Source organism: Phytobacter diazotrophicus (assembly GCF_052061655.1).
Taxonomy (GTDB): Bacteria; Pseudomonadota; Gammaproteobacteria; order Enterobacterales; family Enterobacteriaceae; genus Phytobacter; species Phytobacter diazotrophicus.
Genome location: NZ_CM125428.1, coordinates 3,602,341 through 3,623,552 on the forward strand (window position 1 = coordinate 3,602,341; position 21,212 = coordinate 3,623,552).

At 51.9% G+C, this 21,212-nt stretch carries 23 protein-coding genes; 12 read left to right on the forward strand and 11 right to left on the reverse strand.

What is annotated here, in order from left to right; genetic code table 11:
* The first annotated feature begins 217 nt into the window (after positions 1–217).
* Positions 218–877, forward strand: coding sequence for an FtsH protease modulator YccA (gene yccA, locus ACS0RQ_RS17595; RefSeq protein ID WP_039078599.1), 660 nt, complete (start codon positions 218–220; stop codon positions 875–877).
* A gap of 91 nt (positions 878–968) precedes the next feature.
* Positions 969–1,295, forward strand: a complete 327-nt coding sequence (gene tusE, locus ACS0RQ_RS17600) for a sulfurtransferase TusE (protein WP_039078598.1) — start codon at positions 969–971, stop codon at positions 1,293–1,295.
* On the opposite strand, the gene yccX is transcribed toward tusE, so the two are convergent.
* From yccX to ACS0RQ_RS17615, 3 genes are read right to left on the reverse strand one after another with little or no spacing between them, the layout of a single operon-like run.
* Positions 1,292–1,585, reverse strand: a complete 294-nt coding sequence (gene yccX / locus ACS0RQ_RS17605) for an acylphosphatase (RefSeq protein ID WP_039078597.1) — start codon at positions 1,583–1,585, stop codon at positions 1,292–1,294. The two genes, tusE and yccX, sit on opposite strands and share 4 nt — an antisense overlap.
* A 56-nt stretch (positions 1,586–1,641) precedes the next feature.
* The gene (locus tag ACS0RQ_RS17610) at positions 1,642–2,430 is read right to left on the reverse strand and encodes a helix-turn-helix transcriptional regulator (RefSeq protein ID WP_271850912.1); all 789 of its coding nucleotides are present in this window, start codon (positions 2,428–2,430) and stop codon (positions 1,642–1,644) included.
* A 10-nt stretch (positions 2,431–2,440) separates the two neighbouring features.
* Positions 2,441–2,995 carry a YbhB/YbcL family Raf kinase inhibitor-like protein gene (locus tag ACS0RQ_RS17615; RefSeq protein WP_271850913.1) on the reverse strand — a complete coding sequence of 185 codons (555 nt, stop codon included), beginning with the start codon at positions 2,993–2,995 and terminating at the stop codon, positions 2,441–2,443.
* Positions 2,996–3,204: 209 nt separating this feature from the next.
* Here ACS0RQ_RS17615 and rlmI point away from each other — a divergent pair, with 209 nt between their 5' ends.
* Together rlmI and hspQ are read left to right on the forward strand one after the other, a co-directional pair.
* Positions 3,205–4,416: a 23S rRNA (cytosine(1962)-C(5))-methyltransferase RlmI gene (gene rlmI, locus ACS0RQ_RS17620; protein WP_271850914.1), complete on the forward strand. Its 1,212-nt coding sequence runs from the start codon at positions 3,205–3,207 to the stop codon at positions 4,414–4,416.
* Positions 4,417–4,476: 60 nt separating this feature from the next.
* On the forward strand, positions 4,477–4,794 hold the full coding sequence (gene hspQ / locus ACS0RQ_RS17625; RefSeq protein WP_039078594.1) for a heat shock protein HspQ: 318 nt from the start codon (positions 4,477–4,479) through the stop codon (positions 4,792–4,794).
* A 25-nt stretch (positions 4,795–4,819) separates the two neighbouring features.
* Here the strand turns inward: hspQ and ACS0RQ_RS17630 are convergent, their stop codons facing one another.
* Positions 4,820–5,233 carry a CoA-binding protein gene (locus tag ACS0RQ_RS17630; protein ID WP_193795638.1) on the reverse strand — a complete coding sequence of 138 codons (414 nt, stop codon included), beginning with the start codon at positions 5,231–5,233 and terminating at the stop codon, positions 4,820–4,822.
* A 132-nt stretch (positions 5,234–5,365) separates the two neighbouring features.
* On the opposite strand from ACS0RQ_RS17630, the gene csgI reads away from it, so the two are divergent.
* A complete protein-coding gene (gene csgI / locus ACS0RQ_RS17635; RefSeq protein WP_271850915.1) occupies positions 5,366–6,049 on the forward strand; it encodes a curli synthesis inhibitor in 684 nt (227 codons plus the stop codon).
* 111 nt (positions 6,050–6,160) lie between these two features.
* Positions 6,161–6,619, forward strand: a complete 459-nt coding sequence (mgsA, locus tag ACS0RQ_RS17640; RefSeq protein WP_039078592.1) for a methylglyoxal synthase — start codon at positions 6,161–6,163, stop codon at positions 6,617–6,619.
* Between the two features lie 29 nt (positions 6,620–6,648).
* Here the strand turns inward: mgsA and helD are convergent, their stop codons facing one another.
* On the reverse strand, positions 6,649–8,703 hold the full coding sequence (gene helD / locus ACS0RQ_RS17645) for a DNA helicase IV (RefSeq protein ID WP_271850916.1): 2,055 nt from the start codon (positions 8,701–8,703) through the stop codon (positions 6,649–6,651).
* 123 nt (positions 8,704–8,826) lie between these two features.
* Here helD and ACS0RQ_RS17650 point away from each other — a divergent pair, with 123 nt between their 5' ends.
* A complete protein-coding gene (locus tag ACS0RQ_RS17650) occupies positions 8,827–9,273 on the forward strand; it encodes a YccF domain-containing protein (RefSeq protein WP_271850917.1) in 447 nt (148 codons plus the stop codon).
* A 16-nt stretch (positions 9,274–9,289) separates the two neighbouring features.
* Positions 9,290–11,419, forward strand: a complete 2,130-nt coding sequence (gene yccS, locus ACS0RQ_RS17655) for a YccS family putative transporter (RefSeq protein ID WP_334634223.1) — start codon at positions 9,290–9,292, stop codon at positions 11,417–11,419.
* Here the strand turns inward: yccS and ACS0RQ_RS17660 are convergent.
* Complete coding sequence (locus tag ACS0RQ_RS17660; protein WP_271850919.1) at positions 11,416–12,036, reverse strand: TfoX/Sxy family DNA transformation protein; 621 nt, start codon at positions 12,034–12,036, stop codon at positions 11,416–11,418. The genes yccS and ACS0RQ_RS17660 overlap by 4 nt on opposite strands.
* Before the next feature lie 218 nt (positions 12,037–12,254).
* On the opposite strand from ACS0RQ_RS17660, the gene sulA reads away from it, so the two are divergent.
* Together sulA and ompA are read left to right on the forward strand one after the other, a co-directional pair.
* Positions 12,255–12,755, forward strand: coding sequence for an SOS-induced cell division inhibitor SulA (sulA, locus tag ACS0RQ_RS17665; RefSeq protein ID WP_271850920.1), 501 nt, complete (start codon positions 12,255–12,257; stop codon positions 12,753–12,755).
* A 366-nt stretch (positions 12,756–13,121) separates the two neighbouring features.
* Positions 13,122–14,168 (forward strand): porin OmpA, encoded by a 1,047-nt coding sequence (gene ompA / locus ACS0RQ_RS17670; RefSeq protein WP_132441225.1) that lies wholly within the window; start codon positions 13,122–13,124, stop codon positions 14,166–14,168.
* A gap of 72 nt (positions 14,169–14,240) precedes the next feature.
* Here ompA and matP read toward each other — a convergent pair whose 3' ends face one another.
* Complete coding sequence (matP, locus tag ACS0RQ_RS17675) at positions 14,241–14,693, reverse strand: macrodomain Ter protein MatP (RefSeq protein WP_047371001.1); 453 nt, start codon at positions 14,691–14,693, stop codon at positions 14,241–14,243.
* Positions 14,694–14,875: 182 nt separating this feature from the next.
* On the opposite strand from matP, the gene ACS0RQ_RS17680 reads away from it, so the two are divergent.
* Positions 14,876–16,636, forward strand: a complete 1,761-nt coding sequence (locus ACS0RQ_RS17680) for an AAA family ATPase (protein ID WP_271850921.1) — start codon at positions 14,876–14,878, stop codon at positions 16,634–16,636.
* 69 nt (positions 16,637–16,705) lie between these two features.
* The gene (gene fabA / locus ACS0RQ_RS17685; RefSeq protein WP_071194677.1) at positions 16,706–17,224 is read left to right on the forward strand and encodes a bifunctional 3-hydroxydecanoyl-ACP dehydratase/trans-2-decenoyl-ACP isomerase; all 519 of its coding nucleotides are present in this window, start codon (positions 16,706–16,708) and stop codon (positions 17,222–17,224) included.
* A gap of 91 nt (positions 17,225–17,315) precedes the next feature.
* Here the strand turns inward: fabA and rmf are convergent, their stop codons facing one another.
* The 4 genes from rmf to pqiA form a co-directional block, all read right to left on the reverse strand.
* Complete coding sequence (rmf, locus tag ACS0RQ_RS17690) at positions 17,316–17,483, reverse strand: ribosome modulation factor (protein WP_039078582.1); 168 nt, start codon at positions 17,481–17,483, stop codon at positions 17,316–17,318.
* Between the two features lie 254 nt (positions 17,484–17,737).
* Entirely contained in the window at positions 17,738–18,304 is a 567-nt protein-coding gene (gene pqiC / locus ACS0RQ_RS17695) for a membrane integrity-associated transporter subunit PqiC (protein WP_271850922.1), read from the reverse strand.
* Entirely contained in the window at positions 18,301–19,941 is a 1,641-nt protein-coding gene (pqiB, locus tag ACS0RQ_RS17700; RefSeq protein WP_039078580.1) for an intermembrane transport protein PqiB, read from the reverse strand. The genes pqiC and pqiB overlap by 4 nt, the downstream gene beginning before the upstream one ends.
* Positions 19,942–19,945: 4 nt before the next feature.
* On the reverse strand, positions 19,946–21,199 hold the full coding sequence (gene pqiA / locus ACS0RQ_RS17705; protein ID WP_271850923.1) for a membrane integrity-associated transporter subunit PqiA: 1,254 nt from the start codon (positions 21,197–21,199) through the stop codon (positions 19,946–19,948).
* Between the last annotated feature and the right edge of the window lie 13 nt (positions 21,200–21,212).

Consider the following 21,212-nt stretch of genomic DNA (forward strand, 5'->3'; position numbering starts at 1 on the left):
TCATCAGGGCAATATTTTTCAGTGACATATAAGACACTGGTATGGTTATTTTCTTCAAATGCGCACTTGTGCTTAATTTTTGAGCATTAGAAGCATATTTAACCAAATGGATTTGCTTGCTTTTTGAGTAAAGATGGGTAAAACAACTTTGTAAGGAAACGGGGATTTCCTATCCTCGACATTTAATGACATCTGTTATGTTAAAAGAGAGTGCCTCATGGATCGTATTATTACCTCCTCGCGCGACCGTTCATCGTTGCTTAGCACCCATAAGGTGCTGCGCAATACCTATTTCTTACTGAGCCTGACGCTGGCCTTTTCCGCCATCACGGCAACCGCAAGCACCGTGCTGATGCTGCCCTCTCCGGGCCTGATTCTGACGCTGGTTGGGATGTACGGCCTGATGTTCCTGACCTATAAAACGGCGAACTCACCGGCGGGTATTTTTTCGGCCTTCGCTTTTACCGGCTTCCTGGGTTACATCCTGGGCCCAATCCTGAATGCTTACCTGTCTGCAGGCATGGGCGATATCATCGGCCTGGCGCTCGGGGGTACCGCACTGGTGTTCTTCTGCTGCTCAGCGTATGTGCTGACCACGCGCAAAGACATGTCCTTCCTCGGCGGTATGCTGATGGCAGGTATTGTGATTGTGCTGGTCGGGATGGTTGCCAATATCTTCCTGCAACTTCCGGCGTTGCATTTAGCTATTAGCGCAGTGTTCATCCTGATTTCCTCAGGCGCAATCCTGTTTGAAACCAGCAACATCATTCACGGCGGTGAAACCAACTATATTCGCGCAACCGTGAGCCTGTATGTGTCGCTGTACAACATCTTTGTAAGCCTGCTGAGCATTCTGGGCTTCGCCAGCCGCGACTAATCGCGTCATCGTGCATTACCAGAGCCCCGCTTATGTGGGGCTTTGTTTTTTGCTACACTCCCCGCGTTATTGACTCACCTTGTGAACGACCATGATCTTTGACGGTAAAGAAATTGAAACCGATAGCGAAGGCTATCTGAAAGACACAACTCTGTGGAATGAAGCACTGGCGTCGGCGATTGCCGAAAATGAAGGAATCACCCTCGCAGAAGAACACTGGGAAGTGGTGCGTTTTGTGCGCGAGTTTTATCTGGAATTCAATACGTCGCCCGCCATCCGCATGCTGGTAAAAGCGATGGCTAACAAATTCGGTGAAGAAAAAGGCAACAGTCGTTATCTGTATCGCCTCTTCCCGAAAGGACCGGCAAAGCAGGCAACAAAAATTGCCGGCCTGCCAAAACCGGTAAAATGCATTTAATAGCGAATCCCAAAATTCGTCCATTCTCTGCCAGGTTGATGAGGCTCTGTTAAGACCTTTTCAACCCGGGCGCTGCGCGGTCCACCGGCTTTCAGCCAGGTAATGAGTTGCTCCACTTTCTCGTTATCGCCACAAGCGACAACCTCTACACTGCCGTCGTCCATATTGCGCGCGTAACCGGTTAATCCCAGACGCTGCGCCTCACGTTGCGTGCTATAACGAAACCCTACGCCCTGGACCATGCCATGAACCCAACATATTACGCAATTCGATGTTGTCTCGTTCGCCATAACCACCTCCTCTCACGCAGAATCAGTCTCTCTTTTAATAGTAGAAACGTTAACCTTCAGCGTACAGTTTTAGGTAAACATCCATAATGCTCGCGGAATCTGGCAGTAAAACGCGAACCCGAAAGATACCCACAGCGAGAAGCTATTTCGCCAATAGGCAAGGTAGTGGATTGTAGCTGTGACAAGGCAAGCGACATGCGAACCTCCTCGACAATTAGTCGGTAACTTTGAGACTCATCTTTAAGCCGTCTGCGTAAAGTGGATTCGCCAATAGCAAGTTGCCCTGCTATCTCTTGCACACTCCAGTTTTTTGCGGGGGATAACATGACAATTTGTCGCACCTGCTCGGTCAAACTATAACGACGCTCAATCAGAAGTGGACCCGCAACCCCCTCTTCAAGCAGTGCTAGCAAAAGCCCCATCGCCTGATGTTTTTGTAATTTTTCCGGTAAATCATGGCGAACCGCATGCAATAAATTGTCCCACATAAATGCCAGATCATGACTTAGAGGGGCGCATACGGACGCAGGCCTGGCGGCAGGAAAATCCCGTACATATTGTGTTTTAAACTCTGTGAGCAGATCGGGCGATAATACTAATAAATCGGAGTGAAACTGGCCTTGTACTGGCTGATTAATGATTTCAAGAGAGGTATTTGCCGGAACGATAATAAGCTCATCAGGTGTCGCGACAACCCGATTATCTTCCTGAATAATAATCTTGCTTCCCTGCGTAATATGGCAAATGGCAGCACTGAAAAGCTTTACACGATGCAGACGATGCAGATGGTTCGAACGAACCTCTGCCGCCGTTAACGTTTTATGCTGAAACTGGACTTTCTGCACCGTGTCACCTTTATCTTCCGTATGTTGCTGTGAAACTCGCTTTTGCAATGACATTACTGTTGAGCATATAGCCAACCAGAGCCCCACTTGCGTTGCTATCAATGGGCAGTTTATCAGTACTCAGCGCCCATACGGTGAATTGATACGGATGCGGTTTATCGCCGACGGGAGGACATGCGCCCCCAAAGCCCGCATAGCCATAATCGTTTCGCCCCTGAACTGCCCCGTCAGGCAACGTAGGGCTCTTTTCATCTCCGGCGCCCGTTGGGAATGTTTGTGTTTTCACCGGTATGTTCACCACCGTCCAGTGCCACCAGCCGCTTCCCGTCGGGGCTGAGGGATCATAAACGGTAATCGCAAAACTTTTGGTTCCTGCGGGTGGATTATGCCAGGCCAGTTGCGGCGATGTATTGTCGCCATGACAACCAAATCCCGCAAAAACCTGTTGTTCTGTTAAGCGATGGTTCTGAATATCCGCACTGCTGAGGCTAAACGTCTCAGCCGCGAAGGCATTAACACTCCCGGCGGCCAAAAAAGTTAAGACGGTGAAGGTGATTTTTTTCATTGTATTTCCTCGTTGATGTTGAGAAATACAATTTAAGGTTTAGCGTGCATGGACGTTGTGCCTGAACGTTTTGTTTTTGTGCCGAAACGCTCACCCCATCAGGCGGGTGCCTGGTCCGGGCATGTGTGCTACCCTACGCGCCGTTTAATTATCAAGAGCCGGGCCGATATCCCCCGGTTAATATTGACGTTCGTCAGAGGTTCCCCGGTATGACCGAATCTACAAGTGCAAGGTTTCCCCGTTTAGTGTTAGCCAAAGGGCGCGAGAAGTCCTTGCTGCGCCGCCATCCCTGGGTGTTCTCCGGCGCCGTAAGCCGTATGGAAGGAAAAGCCCGTCTCGGTGAGACTATCGACATCGTCGATGCGCAGGGTAAATGGCTGGCGCGCGGCGCCTTTTCGCCGGAATCGCAAATTCGCGCTCGCGTCTGGACTTTCGACAAAGACGAGCTCATCGACATCGCGTTCTTTACCCGCCGCCTGCAGCAGGCACAGCAATGGCGTGACTGGCTGGCAGAGCGCGACGGGCTGGACAGCTATCGTCTGATCGCAGGTGAATCCGATGGTTTACCGGGCGTTACCATCGACCGCTTCGGTAATTTTCTGGTACTGCAATTGCTGAGCGCTGGTGCTGAATATCAGCGCGCTGCCATTATCTCTGCGCTGCAGACACGCTATCCGCAATGCTCCATCTACGATCGCAGCGATGTTGCGGTACGTAAAAAAGAGGGGCTGGCGCTCGCGCAGGGTCCAGTTGTGGGTGAGTTGCCGCCTGATCTGCTGCCAATCCAGGAAAATGGCATGAAGCTGTATGTCGATATTAAGGCCGGCCACAAAACCGGCTATTACCTCGATCAACGCGACAGCCGCCTGGCAACCCGCCGTTACGTTGCCGACAAACGCGTCCTTAACTGTTTCTCTTATACGGGTGGTTTCGCCGTGTCCGCTCTGATGGGCAATTGCCGTCAGGTGGTGAGTGTGGATACCTCCCAGGAAGCGCTGGACGTTGCCAAAAAGAACGTTGAGTTAAACAAGCTTGACCTCAGCAAGGCTGAGTTCATTCGTGATGACGTCTTCAAACTGTTACGCAAATATCGCGATCAGGGCGAGACGTTTGATGTCATCGTCATGGATCCGCCAAAATTCGTAGAAAATAAGAGTCAGCTTCAGGGTGCATGTCGTGGCTATAAGGATATCAACATGCTCGCTATCCAACTGTTGAACCCCGGCGGCGTGTTACTGACTTTCTCCTGCTCTGGCCTGATGACCACAGATTTATTTCAGAAAATCATCGCCGACGCCGCAATAGATGCTGGCCGTGATGTACAATTTATAGAGCAGTTCCGTCAGGCCGCCGATCACCCGGTGATCGCTCCCTACCCGGAAGGACTGTACCTTAAAGGGTTTGCCTGTCGCGTCATGTAACTTGATTTTTGGAGCCTTGCCCGCATATCTGGGTCATGTACAGGTTCCCGGGAGGTGACAATGATTGCCAGCAAATACGGTATTGGTCAGCAGGTTCGCCACTCGCTGCTGGGCTATCTTGGCGTAGTGGTGGATATTGACCCTGAGTATTCACTCGACGAACCGTCAGTCGACGAACTGGCGGTTAACGATGAACTCCGGGCTGCTCCCTGGTACCATGTGGTGATGGAAGATGATGACGGCCAGCCGGTACACACCTATCTGGCCGAAGCACAACTGACCAGTGAGATTCAGCAAGAACATCCTGAACAACCTTCGATGGATGAGCTGGCGCGGACGATCCGCAGGCAACTGCAGGCACCCCGCCTGCGTAACTGACAACACCCCGCAATGCGGGGTGTTTTTATTTTGCGAGTCCTAACCGCGGGATTTCAATAGCCGGACATCTGTCCATCACGACCTTCAATCCCGCCTCACTGGCCAGCACGGCGGCCTGTTCGTTGATTACGCCAAGCTGCATCCATAATGTTTTCGCGCCGATGGCAATAGCTTCCTGGGCAACGCCCCATGCCGCTTCGGAATTACGAAATACGTCAACCATATCCACTTTTTCCGGCACATCAGCCAGCGTGGCATATCCTTGCTGCCCCAGAAGCGTTTCACCGGCAACTTTCGGTGATACCGGAATAACGTGGTAGCCCTGGTCAAGCAAATACTTCATAACCCGGTAACTCGGCCGGTCAGGTTTGTCACTCGCCCCCACCAACGCGATGGTACGTGTCGATTTCAGGATCTCGGCGATATCGGTCTCTTTCATGGTTTCCTCCAGCGGTTTTCCAAAGTGTATGTCAAACATTGCGCTACAACCATGTATCCCATACAGAAGTATGAGTGCGAGAACAGGTTATATGTCTATAAGTTAATAAATAAATTGAAATGTGAATTTGCAATGAGAACAGGGGAGCTTGCAATGAAGTGCGGGTGGACAGTATTCATTATCACGTGTTTGATACCGGTTAATGTACTGGCCACGTCGCTCCGTCTGTCTGGCGATATCGACCTGTTGGTTCTTGATGGCAAAAAGGTGTCCAGCTCACTACTTCGCGGCGCGGAAAGTATAGAACTGGAAAACGGCGTTCATCAGGTGGTTTTCCGGGTTGAAAAAAATATGGAGCCAGGCAATCACGAATCCCGGCTATTTATTTCCGTACCGCTGATTGCCACCTTCGATACGCAGCGCATCAGCCAGGTCAATTTCAACCTTCCCCCTATCGACACGCAAAAGGCAGCCGAGGCGTTTAACGCCACGCCTCATCTGGCTTTACTGGATGGCAACGCCACACCAATTCCGGTAAAACTCGATATCCTTGAGATCAGTGCAAACGGGAAAATCATTGATTATGAACGTGAGACAGAGCATTACAACAAAGCGGGGAAATATGCTTCGCTGCCTAAATTTGCGACGATGATGGCCGATGACAGCACCTTACTCTCTGGCGTTTCAGAACTGGATACCCCACAGACACAATCGCAAACCCTCACAGAACAGCGCCTTAAGTTCTGGTACCAACAGGCTGACCCGCAAACCCGTGACCGTTTTATGCAATGGATTAAGCAACAACCCCCGTCATGATCCGCGCCAGTTAACATTACGCGCATTTGCGCATAATTTTTTACGCCATTCTCTTGCAGCATCAGGCGCTTCCAGTAATCTGTAGCGAAAATACTTTGACGGAATCGGATTATGGAACTCACAACACGCTCCTTACCCGTGCGTAAGCACATCGCACTGGTTGCGCATGACCATTGCAAGCAGATGCTGATGACATGGGTTGAACGCCATCAGCCCAAACTGGCTAATCACGTTCTCTATGCCACCGGGACTACCGGGAACCTGATTCAGCGGGCTACCGGTCTTGAAGTGAATGCCATGCTGAGCGGTCCGATGGGGGGTGACCAGCAGGTTGGGGCGCTCATTTCGGAAGGCAAAATTGATGTGCTGATTTTCTTCTGGGATCCGCTGAACGCAGTGCCGCACGACCCGGATGTTAAGGCGTTGCTGCGTCTGGCGACCGTGTGGAATATTCCGGTCGCCACCAACCTTTCCACCGCTGATTTCATCATCCAGTCTCCCGGTTTCGCAGAAAGTGTCGAAATCCTGATCCCCGATTACCAGCGCTATCTCGCTGAACGTCTGAAATAGTCTTTGCGGGCGGCTGATGCCGCCTGCTCTCAGGGTTTTCTCGCCACCGGCACATTAAGCTGCCTGAGCGCCTCAACGAATCGCGACGGATTGTCTTTATCAAACAGCAGCCAGACGCGTTTACGTGCTCGAGTGATGGCGACATACAACAAGCGTCGCTCTTCGGCATCAGGAAAATCTTCCGGTACCGGTAACAGCGCCTCCTCCATAATGGACTCACGGGCGGGAGCCGGGAAACCGTCCTGCCCTTCGTGTAACCCCAGCACAATGACATACTCAGCCTGCTGGCCTTTACTGGCATGAATGGTCATAAAATCGAGCTGCAGTTTTGGCCAGCGCGTGGCGGCTTTCTCAAGGCTGGCGGGCTTACCATGGTGATAACGCGCCAGCACCAGAATACGATCCTCCTGGGTGGCGTAGCCGCTGAGCTTATCGAGAAGCGCATCCAGTTGGTCCGCCGCCAATAATGTCACCGCGTTTTTATCCCCGGCGCTCAGGCTGTTAAGAGGTTTATTGAGCTGGTGCGGATTCTGCTGGATAAATCCATTGGCGACTTCACCAATGCGTGTGTTGAAACGATAGGTTGTATCCAGCGCGCACAGATCGCCTTCGCCAAAAGAGTCATGAAACGCCGTGGTCAGCGAGAGTTGCGCGCCGCTGAAACGGTAAATGGCCTGCCAGTCATCACCCACCGCAAACAAAGTGGTTTGTGAATTCTGCCGCCGCAATGCAGCCAGCAGCGCGGCACGTTGCGGCGAGATGTCCTGAAACTCATCCACCAGGATATGCTTCCAGGGGCTGACAAAACGTCCTTTATCCAGCACGTTAATCGCCTGATGAATCAATCCGGAAAAATCGACGGCGTTTTCCGCTTTTAGCGCGGTTTTCCAGGCTTTCAGCAGGGGTGCCATCAGTTTGACCCGCTTGCTGAACAGCGTGCGTACCTCTTCCGGCGCCGCATCAATCATTTCAGTCTGACTGCCACCATGCATGCGCATCAGGCTGACCCAGCGATCCAATCGGGGCCCCATCCGACGCCGCAGTTTCTCATCGTCCCAGAAGTTGCCTTCCGGAACCTGCCACTGCAGCTCCTCTTCCAGCCACTGTCGCCAGCCTTTGGCCTGCGCCTTTTTCTCTGCGCACTGAGCTTGCCAGGCTTTAAGCAATAGCGTTTGTCGGGCGCTGGTATCGCTCTCAAGTTTGCTAATCTCCGGCGCTTTTTTTCCACCCTGCTGGATGATGTATAACGCCAGCGCATGAAACGTACGTGCAGTGATGTCATCCGTATGCAACCGCTCACGAATGCGCTCATCCATCTCTTGCGCGGCTTTTCGACCAAAGGCCAACAGCAGGATCTGATCCGCTGATGCTTCGCCACGCAGCAGCAGCCAGCCTGCGCGAGCCACCAACACCGAAGTTTTTCCACTGCCTGCCCCGGCGAGCACCAGCAGCGCGTTTTCACCATTGACCACCGCCCTTGCCTGCGCCGGGTTAAGCGGAGAACTTTCGATATTTTTAAAAAATGCCGAGTACTGGACCAGCATTTTGTCGGTCCAGTCCTGATTATGTTTCGCGCGTCCAGCCTCTGTATCTTTTAACCAGGCCTGGCATTGCCGCCACAGCTCCCGGCAGTTAGCAAAAGATTCAAGGCGGCTGGTGGGGACAGGCAACGCATCGAACGCCTTGTGAAGCTGTTGCTGAACACCTTTAAGCTGCGCGCGAGTGAGCCATTTTTCCTGATCCATACGTCCGGAAATGTCCGCGAGTTGTTCGGAGAGCACCCCCGCTGCCACTTCGCTCATCTCGGTGCTCCACGCCACCCAGCGTTCATTCAGATGCTGATAAAAGCGCTGTGTTTCATTCCATTCAGTCCCGTGCAAACGAACGACTTTATTATCTGCCAGAACAAATTCCAGCTCGCCCCATACCAGGCCACGTTTGCACTCGATTGCCAGCAGCTGATTAAAGGGAATAAGGTATTCATGTCGATCACCTGAAACCTTCACGCCCGCATTGAGGATGACTACTCGATCATATGGATGCTGCGCCAGCCGCTTTCCCAACGAAGTCGCTTTTAGTTCCATCACACATCCTTTTTCAGCTTATGACTGTGATTGCCAGTTTAACCGCCAGAGAATACGTGCTCCAGCCCAAAAAATCGTTACAATTGTCAGGTCAATTCCCTGACAGAATAGCATTGAGGTAATATGCGTACCGTTCTGAATATATTGAACTTTGTCCTTGGCGGTTTTGCCACCACACTCGGCTGGCTATTAACAACGATTTTGAGTGTTGCATTGGTTATTACCCTGCCGCTTACGCGCTCCTGTTGGGAAATCACTAAATTGTCGCTGATCCCCTGGGGCAACGAAGCTGTGCATGTCGATGAGCTGAACCCTGGCAGTAAAAATACCCTCATGAATGCTGGCGGGACCGTGCTCAACATTCTCTGGTTCGTGCTGTTTGGCTGGTGGCTCTGCGTGATGCACATCATGGCCGGTATTGCCCAGTGCATGACCATCATCGGCATCCCGGTCGGTATCGCCAATTTTAAAATTGCGGCAATCGCCTTATGGCCGGTTGGCCGTCGTGTTGTGTCGGTTGAAGTGGCCCGTGCCGCGCGCGAAGCCAATGCTCGCCGTCGTTTCCCGTAAACGAGTCACGAATACTATGCTAAGCCCCCTCCTTCGCCGGTACACCTGGAATAGTGCCTGGCTTTACAACATCCGTATCTTTCTTGCGCTAAGCGGAACGGCGGCATTGCCGTGGCTGCTTGGCGACGCGAAACTAACGATCCCTTTAACACTGGGCGTTGTTGCCGCGGCGCTGGCGGATCTCGATGATCGCCTGACCGGCCGTCTACGTAATTTAATCATTACCCTGATTTCTTTTTTTATCGCCTCGGCGTCGGTCGAGCTTCTGTTTCCCTGGCCCTGGTTATTTGCCATTGGGCTTATCACGTCGACCATTGGGTTTATTTTGTTGGGAGGACTGGGGCAAAGCTACGCCACCATTGCGTTCGGCGCATTGCTTATCGCCATCTACACCATGCTTGGCACCACGTTATATACCGCATGGTATCAGCAGCCACTTTTACTGCTCGCAGGCGCCATCTGGTTTAACGTGCTGACGCTGGTCGGGCATCTCGTTTTCCCCATCCGTCCGCTGCAGGATAATCTGGCGCGCTGCTACGAGCAGTTATCCCATTATCTGGAGCTCAAAGCGCGACTGTTCGATCCGGATATTGAGGAGGAAAGCCAGGCCCCGCTTTATGAGCTGGCGCTGGCCAACGGGCAGTTGGTGTCAACACTAAACCAGACCAAGGCGTCATTATTGACCCGCCTGCGGGGCGATCGCGGACAGCGAGGAACGCGGCGTACGCTGCACTACTATTTTGCCGCACAGGATATTCATGAACGTGCCAGCTCTTCGCATATACAGTACCAGACACTGCGGGAACATTTTCGCTACAGCGATGTGATGTTCCGTTTTCAGCGGTTGATTACTCTGCAATCCCAGGCCTGCTCCAGGCTCGCTAACGCCATCCTGCTTCGCACACCTTACCAGCATGATCACCGCTTCGAACGCGCATTTATACATCTTGATGCCGCGCTAGATCGCATTCGAGCCAGCGGTACAACGTCGTCTGATCAACTGAAAGCGTTGGGTTTCTTACTCGACAATCTCCGCGCCATCGACGCACAGCTAGCGAGTATTGAGTCCGGACAACCGCAAACTGCGCAGAAAAACGAAACGGAAAACTTACTGGCAGATGACAGCCTGCATGGATTGAGCGATATCTGGCTGCGTTTACGCAACAACCTTACACCGGAATCGGCACTGTTTCGCCATGCCGTGCGGATGTCTGTTGTGCTGTGTGCGGGCTACGCCATCATCCAAATTACCGGTCTGCACCACGGATACTGGATTCTGCTCACCAGCCTGTTTGTCTGCCAGCCTAACTACAACGCCACGCGCCACCGTCTCACGCTGCGTATCGTCGGAACTATTGCAGGCATCGCCCTCGGCCTCCCGGTCCTTTATTTTGTTCCCTCCCTGGAGGGGCAACTGATACTGATTGTTGTTACCGGTGTGCTTTTTTTCGCCTTTCGTCTTGTACAATACGCACAGGCCACCATGTTCATCACCTTACTGGTGCTGCTTTGCTTTAATTTGCTCGGCGAAGGTTTTGAAGTCGCCATGCCGCGAGTTATTGACACAATCATCGGATGCGCCATCGCCTGGGCTGCGGTAAGTTTTATCTGGCCAGACTGGCGTTTTCGCAATTTGGCACGCGTGACCGAGCAGGCATTTAATGCCAACTGCCGTTATCTGGACGCAATTCTCGAACAATATCATCAGGGGCGTGATAACCGTCTGGCCTACCGTATTGCCCGCAGAAACGCCTATAACAGAGATGCCGAACTGGCGTCGGTGGTCTCGAATATGGCATCGGAACCCGGTGCGACACCTGAACTGCGTGAAGTGGCATTTCGATTACTTTGCCTGAATCATACCTGTACCAGCTATATCTCTGCTCTTGGCGCGCATCGCGAACAGCTTACTCATCCGGCCATCCTTCGCTTATTGGATGATGCAGTCTGCTATGTTGATGACGCCCTTCATCACCAGCCTGCTGATGAAGAGCGCGTACAGTTAACACTGGCAGATTTATCACGACGAATTAAGCATCTTGAGCCGCGACCTGACAGCAAAGAACCCCTTGTATTGCAACAAATAGGGCTGCTTATCGCCCTTTTGCCAGAGATGTGCCGTTTACAGCGGCAGATCATGACTTAGTGATCCTGGTTTTTTTTCTGACCCACCTCGTGGTACCAGTCAATTAGCTCCTGGCGTCTCAACGCCGGGAGCGCAGCTTCATGCAGCCCAATGATCGCACCTTCCAGACCCAGCAGTACCTTGATGCCCATGTGTTTGTTCAATGCCTTCAAACGCAACCAACACGCTTTTGCGCCCAGATGCCGCAGCATGCGTTCGTCTGGTATCCCCGCATCAAAAAGCATCATCTCAAGTTGAAAGCTTATGTTTGGAAGGTCCTTAAGGCGATGTGGCGTATCTCGCGCCGCTTTTTCCTCCCGAGCCGCCGCGAGCGATTGCGATGAAAGCCGCAACAATGTTGGTAAGTCACGCCAGAGATGCTCATCAACAAAGTAGTAGTTAAGTGAAACAGCGCGGCCACGCTTCTGGATTGTCAGAAGAGGTGAACGTCGTATTACCCGATATTGCGCACTCTCCTCACAGGCACGCAGGTATAACTCTCCCTCTGAAATCATCGCAAACACGGTGTTGTCTATCGATAAGCTGTAGCCACCAAAATGCGCGCGAAAGCGAATTTTCCCCAAAGGTGCGAGGTATTCCCGGGACTGATAGATCCTTTGATAGGATATGTTTTTCATGATTATTCCCTTGTAAATCATGGAGTAAAAACATTAATTCTGTTAACCGATCCGCTACTGAGGAACATAGGCAAGTGCGCGCAACTCAGCAAGAAAATTTTGCGTCTTCATCGCAATACAAGACAAAATTGCGAGATGCTTTCAGAAAATGAGGTTGATCTTTGAACGCCCAGGGGTTACTGTATGTTTATACAGTAACTAACAGGGCTGGGTTGATCATGTACCATTCATTAAGCCGTGCAAATCGTTCAACACAATTTCTTTCCGCACACAACGCGGAGGCCATTGAGGCTTCTACGGGTCTGATCAGTGAGGTTGTTTATCGCGAAGATCAGCCCGGAATGACACAATTGCTGCTGTTGCCGTTATTACAGCAACTGGGTCAACAATCGCGCTGGCAGCTCTGGTTAACGCCGCAACAAAAATTAAGCCGTGAATGGGTATTGTCGGCAGGCCTGCCGCTGACTAAAGTTATGCAGATCAGTCAGCTCTCCCCCTGCCTTACGCTGGAATCGATGATTCGTGCGTTACGTACCGGCAACTATAGCGTTGTGATTGGCTGGCATGCCGAAGAATTGACCGAAGAAGAACACCAGCGTCTGGCGATTGCAGCCGAAGAAGGGAACGCTATAGGCTTCGTTATGCGTCCAGTACAATGTAATCCTCTCGCTGCGAGACAGCATTCCGGGATAAAAATTCACTCAAATTTGTATCATTGAGTAAAATTAGGATAAATCCTGGCATTATTTTTCTGTCTGACAAGGTTTGTCGTGTAATCAGTAAAATACGCCGCCAACGCCCGGTTCAGGCGACTTACAAGGCAACTGAACTGGCGAATAGTTCCGCAAAAGTGTTAAATATTGTGTATACAAAGCCTTTTTTTTCATATGCCTGACGGACTTCACACTTGTAAGTTTTCAACTACGTTGTAGACTTTACATCGCCAGGGGTGCTCGGCATAAGCCAAAGATATCGTGAAGATATCTCTATAGGGACTGATGAGCAACGCCCCCGGTGAAGGATTTAACCGTGACTTCTCATCGAGATTTTCATGGCGATTTTTGGATGATAACGAGGCGCAAAAAATGAAAAAGACAGCTATCGCGATTGCAGTGGCACTGGCTGGTTTCGCTACCGTAGCGCAGGCCGCTCCGAAAGATAATACCTGGTATGCAGGTGGCAAACTGGGCTGGTCTCAGTTCCACGACACCGGCTTCATTCCGAACGACGGCCCGACCCATTCAAGCCAGCTTGGTGCAGGTGCGTTCGGTGGCTATCAGGTTAACCCGTACGTTGGTTTTGAGATGGGTTACGACTGGTTAGGTCGTATGCCATACAAAGGCGACAACGTAAACGGTGCGTTCAAAGCTCAAGGCGTACAGCTGACCGCTAAACTGGGTTACCCGATCACTGACGATCTGGATATCTACACCCGTCTGGGCGGCATGGTATGGCGTGCAGATTCTAAAGCCAACATCAACAACTTCAAAGACCACGACACCGGTGTTTCCCCGGTATTCGCTGGCGGTGTTGAGTGGGCAGTTACCCGTGATATCGCTACCCGTCTGGAATACCAGTGGGTTAACAACATCGGTGATGCAAACACCGTTGGTACCCGTCCGGACAACGGCATGCTGAGCGTAGGTGTTTCCTACCGTTTCGGCCAGCAGGAAGAAGCAGCGCCAGTAGTAGCGCCAGCTCCGGCTCCGGCTCCGGAAGTACAGACCAAACACTTCACTCTGAAGTCTGACGTCCTGTTCAACTTCAACAAAGCGACTCTGAAACCGGAAGGTCAGCAGGCACTGGATCAGCTGTATGGTCAGCTGAGCAACTTGGATCCGAAAGACGGTTCCGTCGTGGTTCTGGGCTTCACCGACCGTATCGGTTCTGACGCTTACAACCAGGGTCTGTCTGAGAAACGTGCTCAGTCCGTTGTTGATTACCTGGTTTCTAAAGGTATCCCGGCGAACAAAATCTCTGCACGTGGCATGGGCAAATCCCAGCCGGTTACTGGCAGCACCTGTGACAACGTGAAAGCGCGCCCTGCGCTGATCGATTGCCTGGCGCCGGACCGTCGTGTAGAAATCGAAGTTCGTGGCAGCAAAGACGTTGTAACTCAGCCTCAGGCTTAAGTTCACGTGCTGTAAAAAAACCCCGCGATGCGGGGTTTTTTATTGCCTGAACAAAACCAATTGTACAAAAAATCACTCTTTGCCTAATAGCGCCTGCAAATCCTGTTTAAGTGACGACATGGTGGTGGCGTATTTTTCTTTATGCTCGGCATCCTCAATTAACTGCACAATGGTCTCCGAAAGGGTTTTGCCCCGACGCTGTGCCAGAGCGGCCAGACGTTGCCAGACAACAAATTCAAGGTCGATTGATTTCTTGCGCGTATGCTGATGCTCGGCATTAAAATGGCGTTTACGCCGTGCCCGAATAGTCTGTTTCATGCGGTTCATGAGAGACGGATTAATATGCTGCTCAATCCAGGCATTCACCTGCACGGGTTCATTTTCGAGGGTTAGCAATAAATCGACGGCGTCTTTGGCCGCGCTGGCTTCGATATATCTTGTAATAAGCTCACCTTCCCGGTGCTTTTTTACCAGGTACTTCCATTTCCAGCCGCTTTCAAGATTTTCCAGTTGTTGATATTTCATTGCGATCTCAACGTTACCGTGTAACTCTGTTCAGAATATCAGTTTTTTTCTGCTCTGCTGAAAAGAAATCACATTCTGTCTATCCCAACAACATATCTGCAACGGGAAAACGTGTATTCCCTGTGTGCTGCCCATGCGTTTACGGTATAATCCCGCCTTTTACATCAGACTAAAAAACGACTTTGACCATTACAAAACTTGAATGGAATGAACTGACTCCGGATACCGAGAGCTATCAGGATGTGTTTAAGCAGTCCGCACTCACTGACGAGACGGTCTTCTTCCTGGGCGATACCCAACCCCGATTACACTATGCGCTGGAACAGTTGCTTCATCCTGCGGCGACGTCACGCTTTTTGCTGGCCAAAGCGCCAGAAGAAGAAGAGTACCTGACGATCCTCGCCGAGGCTGTGTCAGCGCTGCAGTCCGAGGAGATCGACGTTGTAGGTGGCGACTATCAGGTTAATGGCTCGACAGTTACGCTTACCCCTGCGCAAAACGCAGAAGCCAATTTTGCCGGTAAAAACCAGGTAGTTATTGCCGATTGGGCTGAAGCTGAGCAGTTGTTTGGTTGCCTGCGCCAGTTCAATAACGAGATTACCCTGCAGCCAGGACTGGTACATCAGGCCAACGGTGGCACGCTGGTTATCTCTCTACGCACCCTTCTGGCGCAACCTTTACTGTGGATGCGTTTAAAAACCATGGTGACGCGTCGTCGTTTTGACTGGGTTGCATTCGATGAGTCTCGTCCACTGCCCGTGTCAGTTCCGTCATTGCCGCTCGACCTTCGGGTTATCCTCGTGGGTGAACGAGATTCTCTGGCTGATTTCCAGGAGATGGAACCAGAACTTGCCGAACAAGCTATCTATAGCGAATACGAAGACAACCTGCAGATTAGCGATGCGGAAACACTGGCGCAATGGTGTCAGTGGGTTCAATTGATCGCCCGGGAGGCTGAATTGCCTTCACCGTCTGCAGATGCGTGGCCAGTACTGATTCGGGAAGCCGTTCGTTATACCGGCGATCAAGAGACGCTCCCGCTCTGTCCGCTATGGTTAACGCGCCAGTTAGGTGAAGTGTCCGCAATGACCAACGCCCAGATCTTTGATGCTGAGCAGCTCACCACCATGCTTACTCAGCGTGAATGGCGAGAAGGCTATCTGGCGGAGCGCATGCAAGATGAAATTCTGTTAGAGCAGATCCTCATTGAGACTGAAGGTGAACAGGTCGGTCAAATCAATGCCCTGTCAGTGGTTGAGTTTCCGGGGCATCCACGTGCATTTGGCGAACCTTCACGTATAAGCTGCGTTGTGCACATCGGCGATGGCGAATTTAACGACATTGAACGTAAAGCGGAACTGGGCGGCAATATTCATGCGAAAGGCATGATGATTATGCAGTCTTTCCTGATGGCTGAGCTGGAGCTTGAGCAACAGATCCCGTTCTCCGCATCGTTGACCTTTGAGCAATCTTACAGTGAAGTGGACGGTGACAGCGCCTCGATGGCTGAACTGTGCGCCTTGATCAGCGCCCTGGCGGATGTCCCTGTCAGCCAGAGTATCGCTATCACCGGTTCGGTGGATCAGTTTGGTCGTGCCCAGCCTGTGGGTGGGCTCAACGAAAAGATCGAAGGATTCTTTGCTATCTGTCAGACGCGTGGTCTGGACGGCAACCAGGGGGTGATCATACCCGCTGCCAATGTGCGCCATCTTTGTCTGCGCCAGGAGTTGCTGGATGCAGTCAAGGCAGGTCAATTCTCTATCTGGGCCATAGAAGATGTCATGGATGCACTCCCCTTATTGACCAGACTGGTCTGGGATGCAGAAGGACAAACTACACTGAAGCAGACCATCCTGGAGCGTATCGCCCAGGCGACGCAACAAGACGCTCGTCACCGTTATCCGTGGCCGCTTCGTTGGCTTAGCTGGTTCAGTCCCAACTGATCGGACTTGTTCAGCGTACACGTGTTAGCTATCCTGCGTCCGAAACTCACAATAAGGCTTACATAGAACATGGTAGATAAACGCGAATCCTATACAAAAGAAGATCTTCTTGCCTCTGGTCGCGGAGAGCTGTTTGGCGAAAAAGGCCCACAATTACCAGCTCCAAGCATGCTGATGATGGACCGTGTGGTGTCAATGACCGAGAACGGTGGGAATTTCGACAAAGGATATGTTGAAGCTGAATTAGATATTAATCCGGATCTGTGGTTCTTTGGTTGCCACTTTATCGGTGACCCGGTAATGCCGGGGTGCCTCGGTCTGGACGCCATGTGGCAGCTCGTTGGTTTCTACCTGGGCTGGCTCGGTGGCGAAGGCAAAGGCCGTGCGCTGGGCGTAGGCGAAGTGAAATTCACCGGTCAGATTCTGCCGACCGCGAAAAAAGTCACCTACCGTATCCACTTCAAACGCGTCATCAACCGTCGTCTGGTGATGGGCCTGGCCGATGGTGAAGTACTGGTTGATGGCCGTGTTATCTACACTGCGACGGACCTGAAAGTGGGCCTGTTCCAGGACACTTCTGCATTCTGATGCTGATTGCCATGTAATGCGTCAGAAAATGGCGTAGGGCAAAAAAGGCGAAACCTCCGCAATGCGGAGGTTTCTTGTTAAAGAGACAGAATCAGGCAATGACGGCCCTGTCCTCCATGGCTTCTCGCCAGCCTCCCATCCATTCGGATCTCTGATTCAGCGTCTGATAAGGACACATTTCTTTTGGCCGTCCCGTGATTCCGGCCTGATACCCACGTTGATGTGCCCGTTCCAGGCGATCTCGCTTTTGTCTCTTCATGCCTCGTTTCCCTCATTTTTTGGTCTGGTGGAAAAGAAAACAGTGGTTACTAAGTATGCAACCACAGGCTACGAATACCCTGGATACGGTTTGTCGTCAATGCGCAAAATTCACGCCAGTGTCATAAATGTGACCTAAACAGAAGTTCATTTGTACAAAAACTGTGAACCAGCACAGGTAATGAATTGAGCACAAAATAAAAAAAGCCGTCAGACAAAAATGACCTGACGGCGTAGATAATGCAGTCAATTTTACTATGGCAGACGTTTAAGCTCACTGGCGATGCTTGCCGATTCCTGTTGCCAGGCCTGGGCCAACATTTTCACCATCTCGTCATAGCCGTCTTGCTGCTGCTTAAGCTCAATGTGGAAAGGACGCTTAATCAGCTGCCCACGATGATTAACCAGCCATTCACCACTCACGATAACCCGCCCGTCATAACGACCATGAAAGCCGGTTACGGTGACGTTGAGCGTGTCCTGCTCACTGCCAAGCGGTTGCGAAGCCACAACCCAGCCAGGAAGTGCGTTACTTAAATTCGCCACCAGCGTCGTGCGAAGCTGTTGGTCCAGCGGGCTCGCCCACAGGTTATTGGTGGCAATAACGTATTGCACATCGGTAGTCTGGTAGACCACGCCATTTCCTGCGAGATAATCCGGCACCGTCACCTGCTCAACCCACAGCAGGTGTTGCCCACGCGCATCACCTTGCGTCACCGTTGATTGCGGCGGTGATGGTAGCTGATAATAGCTCTTCTTATCACCGCTCGCGCTGCAGGCCGTCAGAAGCATTGCCAGAAGCGCTATCATTCCTTTTTTCATTCTTTCGCCCTCTTCGGCTGCGGATCGTCTTTACCCTTCGCTTCAAATACGAGCGCATTACTCTTATCGTTCAGCGTTTTGAGCACCGGCTGTAGCTCACGCAACACCTGGTCAAGACGCTGCATATCCGCCACCATCTTGTTGTACGCGGCCGAACCCGGCTGGAAGCCCTGCATACTGCGATTGAGCTCACGCAGCGTATTTTGCATATCTGCTGGCAACTGCTGCATAGACTGACTGGCTGTCAGCTTATTCAGATTATCGAGTGTCGTCTGCAGACGGCGCATCGTCTGCTGGCTCGCCGTCAACGTATTGGTTGCCTGCTCGATCATTGGGTTAAGTGGCAGATTGTTAATTTTATCCAGCGTATCCATCAGTTTTTGCTGAATCTGCGCCAGACCTCCGCTGACCGTCGGGATGATGCGATAACCACCAAATTCCGGCATATCGGTTACAGGTGGTGCTTTCGGATAAAAATCGAGGTCGACATACAGGGCACCCGTCACAATATTGCCGGTTTTCAGCGCCGCACGAAGGCCACGTTTCATTAACTCAGTAATATGCTCATCCACGTTAGGATCGCCGCCAAACTGGCTAATCAGACGCTGAGGCTCAATACGAATCAGAATAGGTATCCGGTAATCATCATTCAATTTCTGACGCATTTCTGGCGTGAAGAACGGGACTTTCGCCACGGTCCCCAGACGAATACCGCGAAATTCAACCGGCGCACCGGGTTGCAGACCGCGAATCGAATCTTTGAAGAACATCAGATAATCGATATGTTCGGTATACAGAGACTCCTGAATACTGCGCTGATCGTCATACAGCATAAACGCCGTTTTTTCAGCAACAGGCTCGCCCAGTTCATTCCCTTCCGGCACGTCAAAGCTCACGCCACCACCAAACAGGGTACTGAGTGACCCCATTTCAACCCGCATTCCGGCAGAGGTTAAATCAACGGCGATACCGCTGTCTTTCCAGAAACGCACGTTGCTGGTGACCAGACGATCGTTTGGCGCATTAATAAAAAGCTGATAGGTGATCGTACGTTTCTGCGTGTCGAAAGTGCTTGTCTCGACAGAACCGACGCGGTAGCCACGGAAAAGTACCGGATCGCCCGGAGAGAGTTGCCCCGCTTTTTTGCTGTCCAGGATAATCCGAATCCCTTTTGCATCCGGCGGTGCCAGCGGCGGCGAATCAAGGAGGTTATATCTCTCCGGCTGGTTGCCCTTCTTCCCTGGCTGGAGCTCGATGTAGGCGCCAGAAAGTAATGTTCCCAGGCCACTGATCCCTTCACGGCCAACCTGCGGTTTAACCACCCAGAAAACGGAGTCGTTGTAGAGCAACTTTTCCATCCCGGTATTCAGGCGCGCTTTAATCTCAACATGGGTGAGATCGTCCGTCAGCGTCGTGCTCTCTACCACGCCGACATCCACGCTGCGGCTTTTGATGGTCGTTTTACCCCCGATGATGCCTTCGGCATTGGTGGTAATGAGGGTGACTTCCGGCCCCTGGTGGCTGTAATGGTAAAAGAGGATCCACGCACCGATGAGGGCCGTGACGATCGGGAATATCCATACCGGCGACCAGTTTTTAACTTTCTGCACTTTCGCCTCCCCACTGGTTTTCTCCATGTTCTTACGACTCCTCATGGCTCGATTCAGGCTCGCGATCCCAACTCAGGCGGGGATCGAACGTCATTGCCGCAAACATTGTGATGATGACGACCAGCGCAAACATCAGCGCCCCCATGGCCGGATAAATATTCATTAATCCTCCCATGCGCACCAACGCGGAGAGCACGGCGATGACAAACACATCAATCATCGACCAGCGCCCAACAAATTCTACGATTTCATAAATAAAGTGCATACGTTCACTGTCTCGTCGGCCGTGGCCTTTCGCATCCCAGCATAACCAGGCGATAGCGATCATTTTCAAGGTCGGCACCATGATACTGGCGATGAAAATCACCAGCGCAACCGGATACGACCCCTCGCTCCAGAGTAAAATCACCCCGGCAAGGATCGTCGATGGCATCTGATCGCCCAACAGATCGGTAATCATGATCGGCAAAATATTGGCAGGTAGATACAGCAGGATCGACGTCACCAGTAGCGCCATCGTCCACTGCAAACTGTTTCTGCGCCTGACATAGCCTTTGGTATGACAACGCGGACAGACGGGTTCGTCCGCCGCCACAATGGCGGTGCAACATGGGCAACTGCGTAATCCCTGGTGAATGCCCGGCACACCAACGTGCAGCGGCGCGACCGGCACGGGCGCGGGGGCAATATCATCCCACAGCCAGTGACGATCCACACACTGCATGGTACGCAGTTGTAGCAGGCAAAACAGACACCATGGAATAAAGCTGCTGCCGATGCCCACATCTCCATAGGCCATCAGTTTGACAAAGCTCACCAGCACGCCGGCCAGAAAAATTTCTGCCATACCCCAGGTTTTAAGCTGGAAAAGGATACGCGCCAGAAACGTTTTGGTCTGCTGCGACATCGACACGCGGTTGACCAGCAGCAGTATGGTCACCAGGCAAAATGCCGGGACCATCTGAACGAAAAGTAAAAAGAGCGTCCCAAGACTGGCGTAATCTTCCGAGAACATCACGCCCGGGATCTCCAGTAGCGTCACCTCGCTGGTGACGCCTGCTACTTTCATGTTCACAAAGGGGAACAGATTGGAAAGCAGTAGCATGAACAGCGCCACCAGCGCATACGCGGTGGGCCGTTGTCTGGGCTCATCCCATTGCGTGGTTAATGTGGCGCCACAGCGAGGGCAAGCCGCTTTATGACCATGCTGCAATGGCGGCAAAGCCACCAGTAAATCGCACTGGGTACATAAAATATGCCGTGTGGCGTGGTGATGTTCACACATACTGACTTCCTGA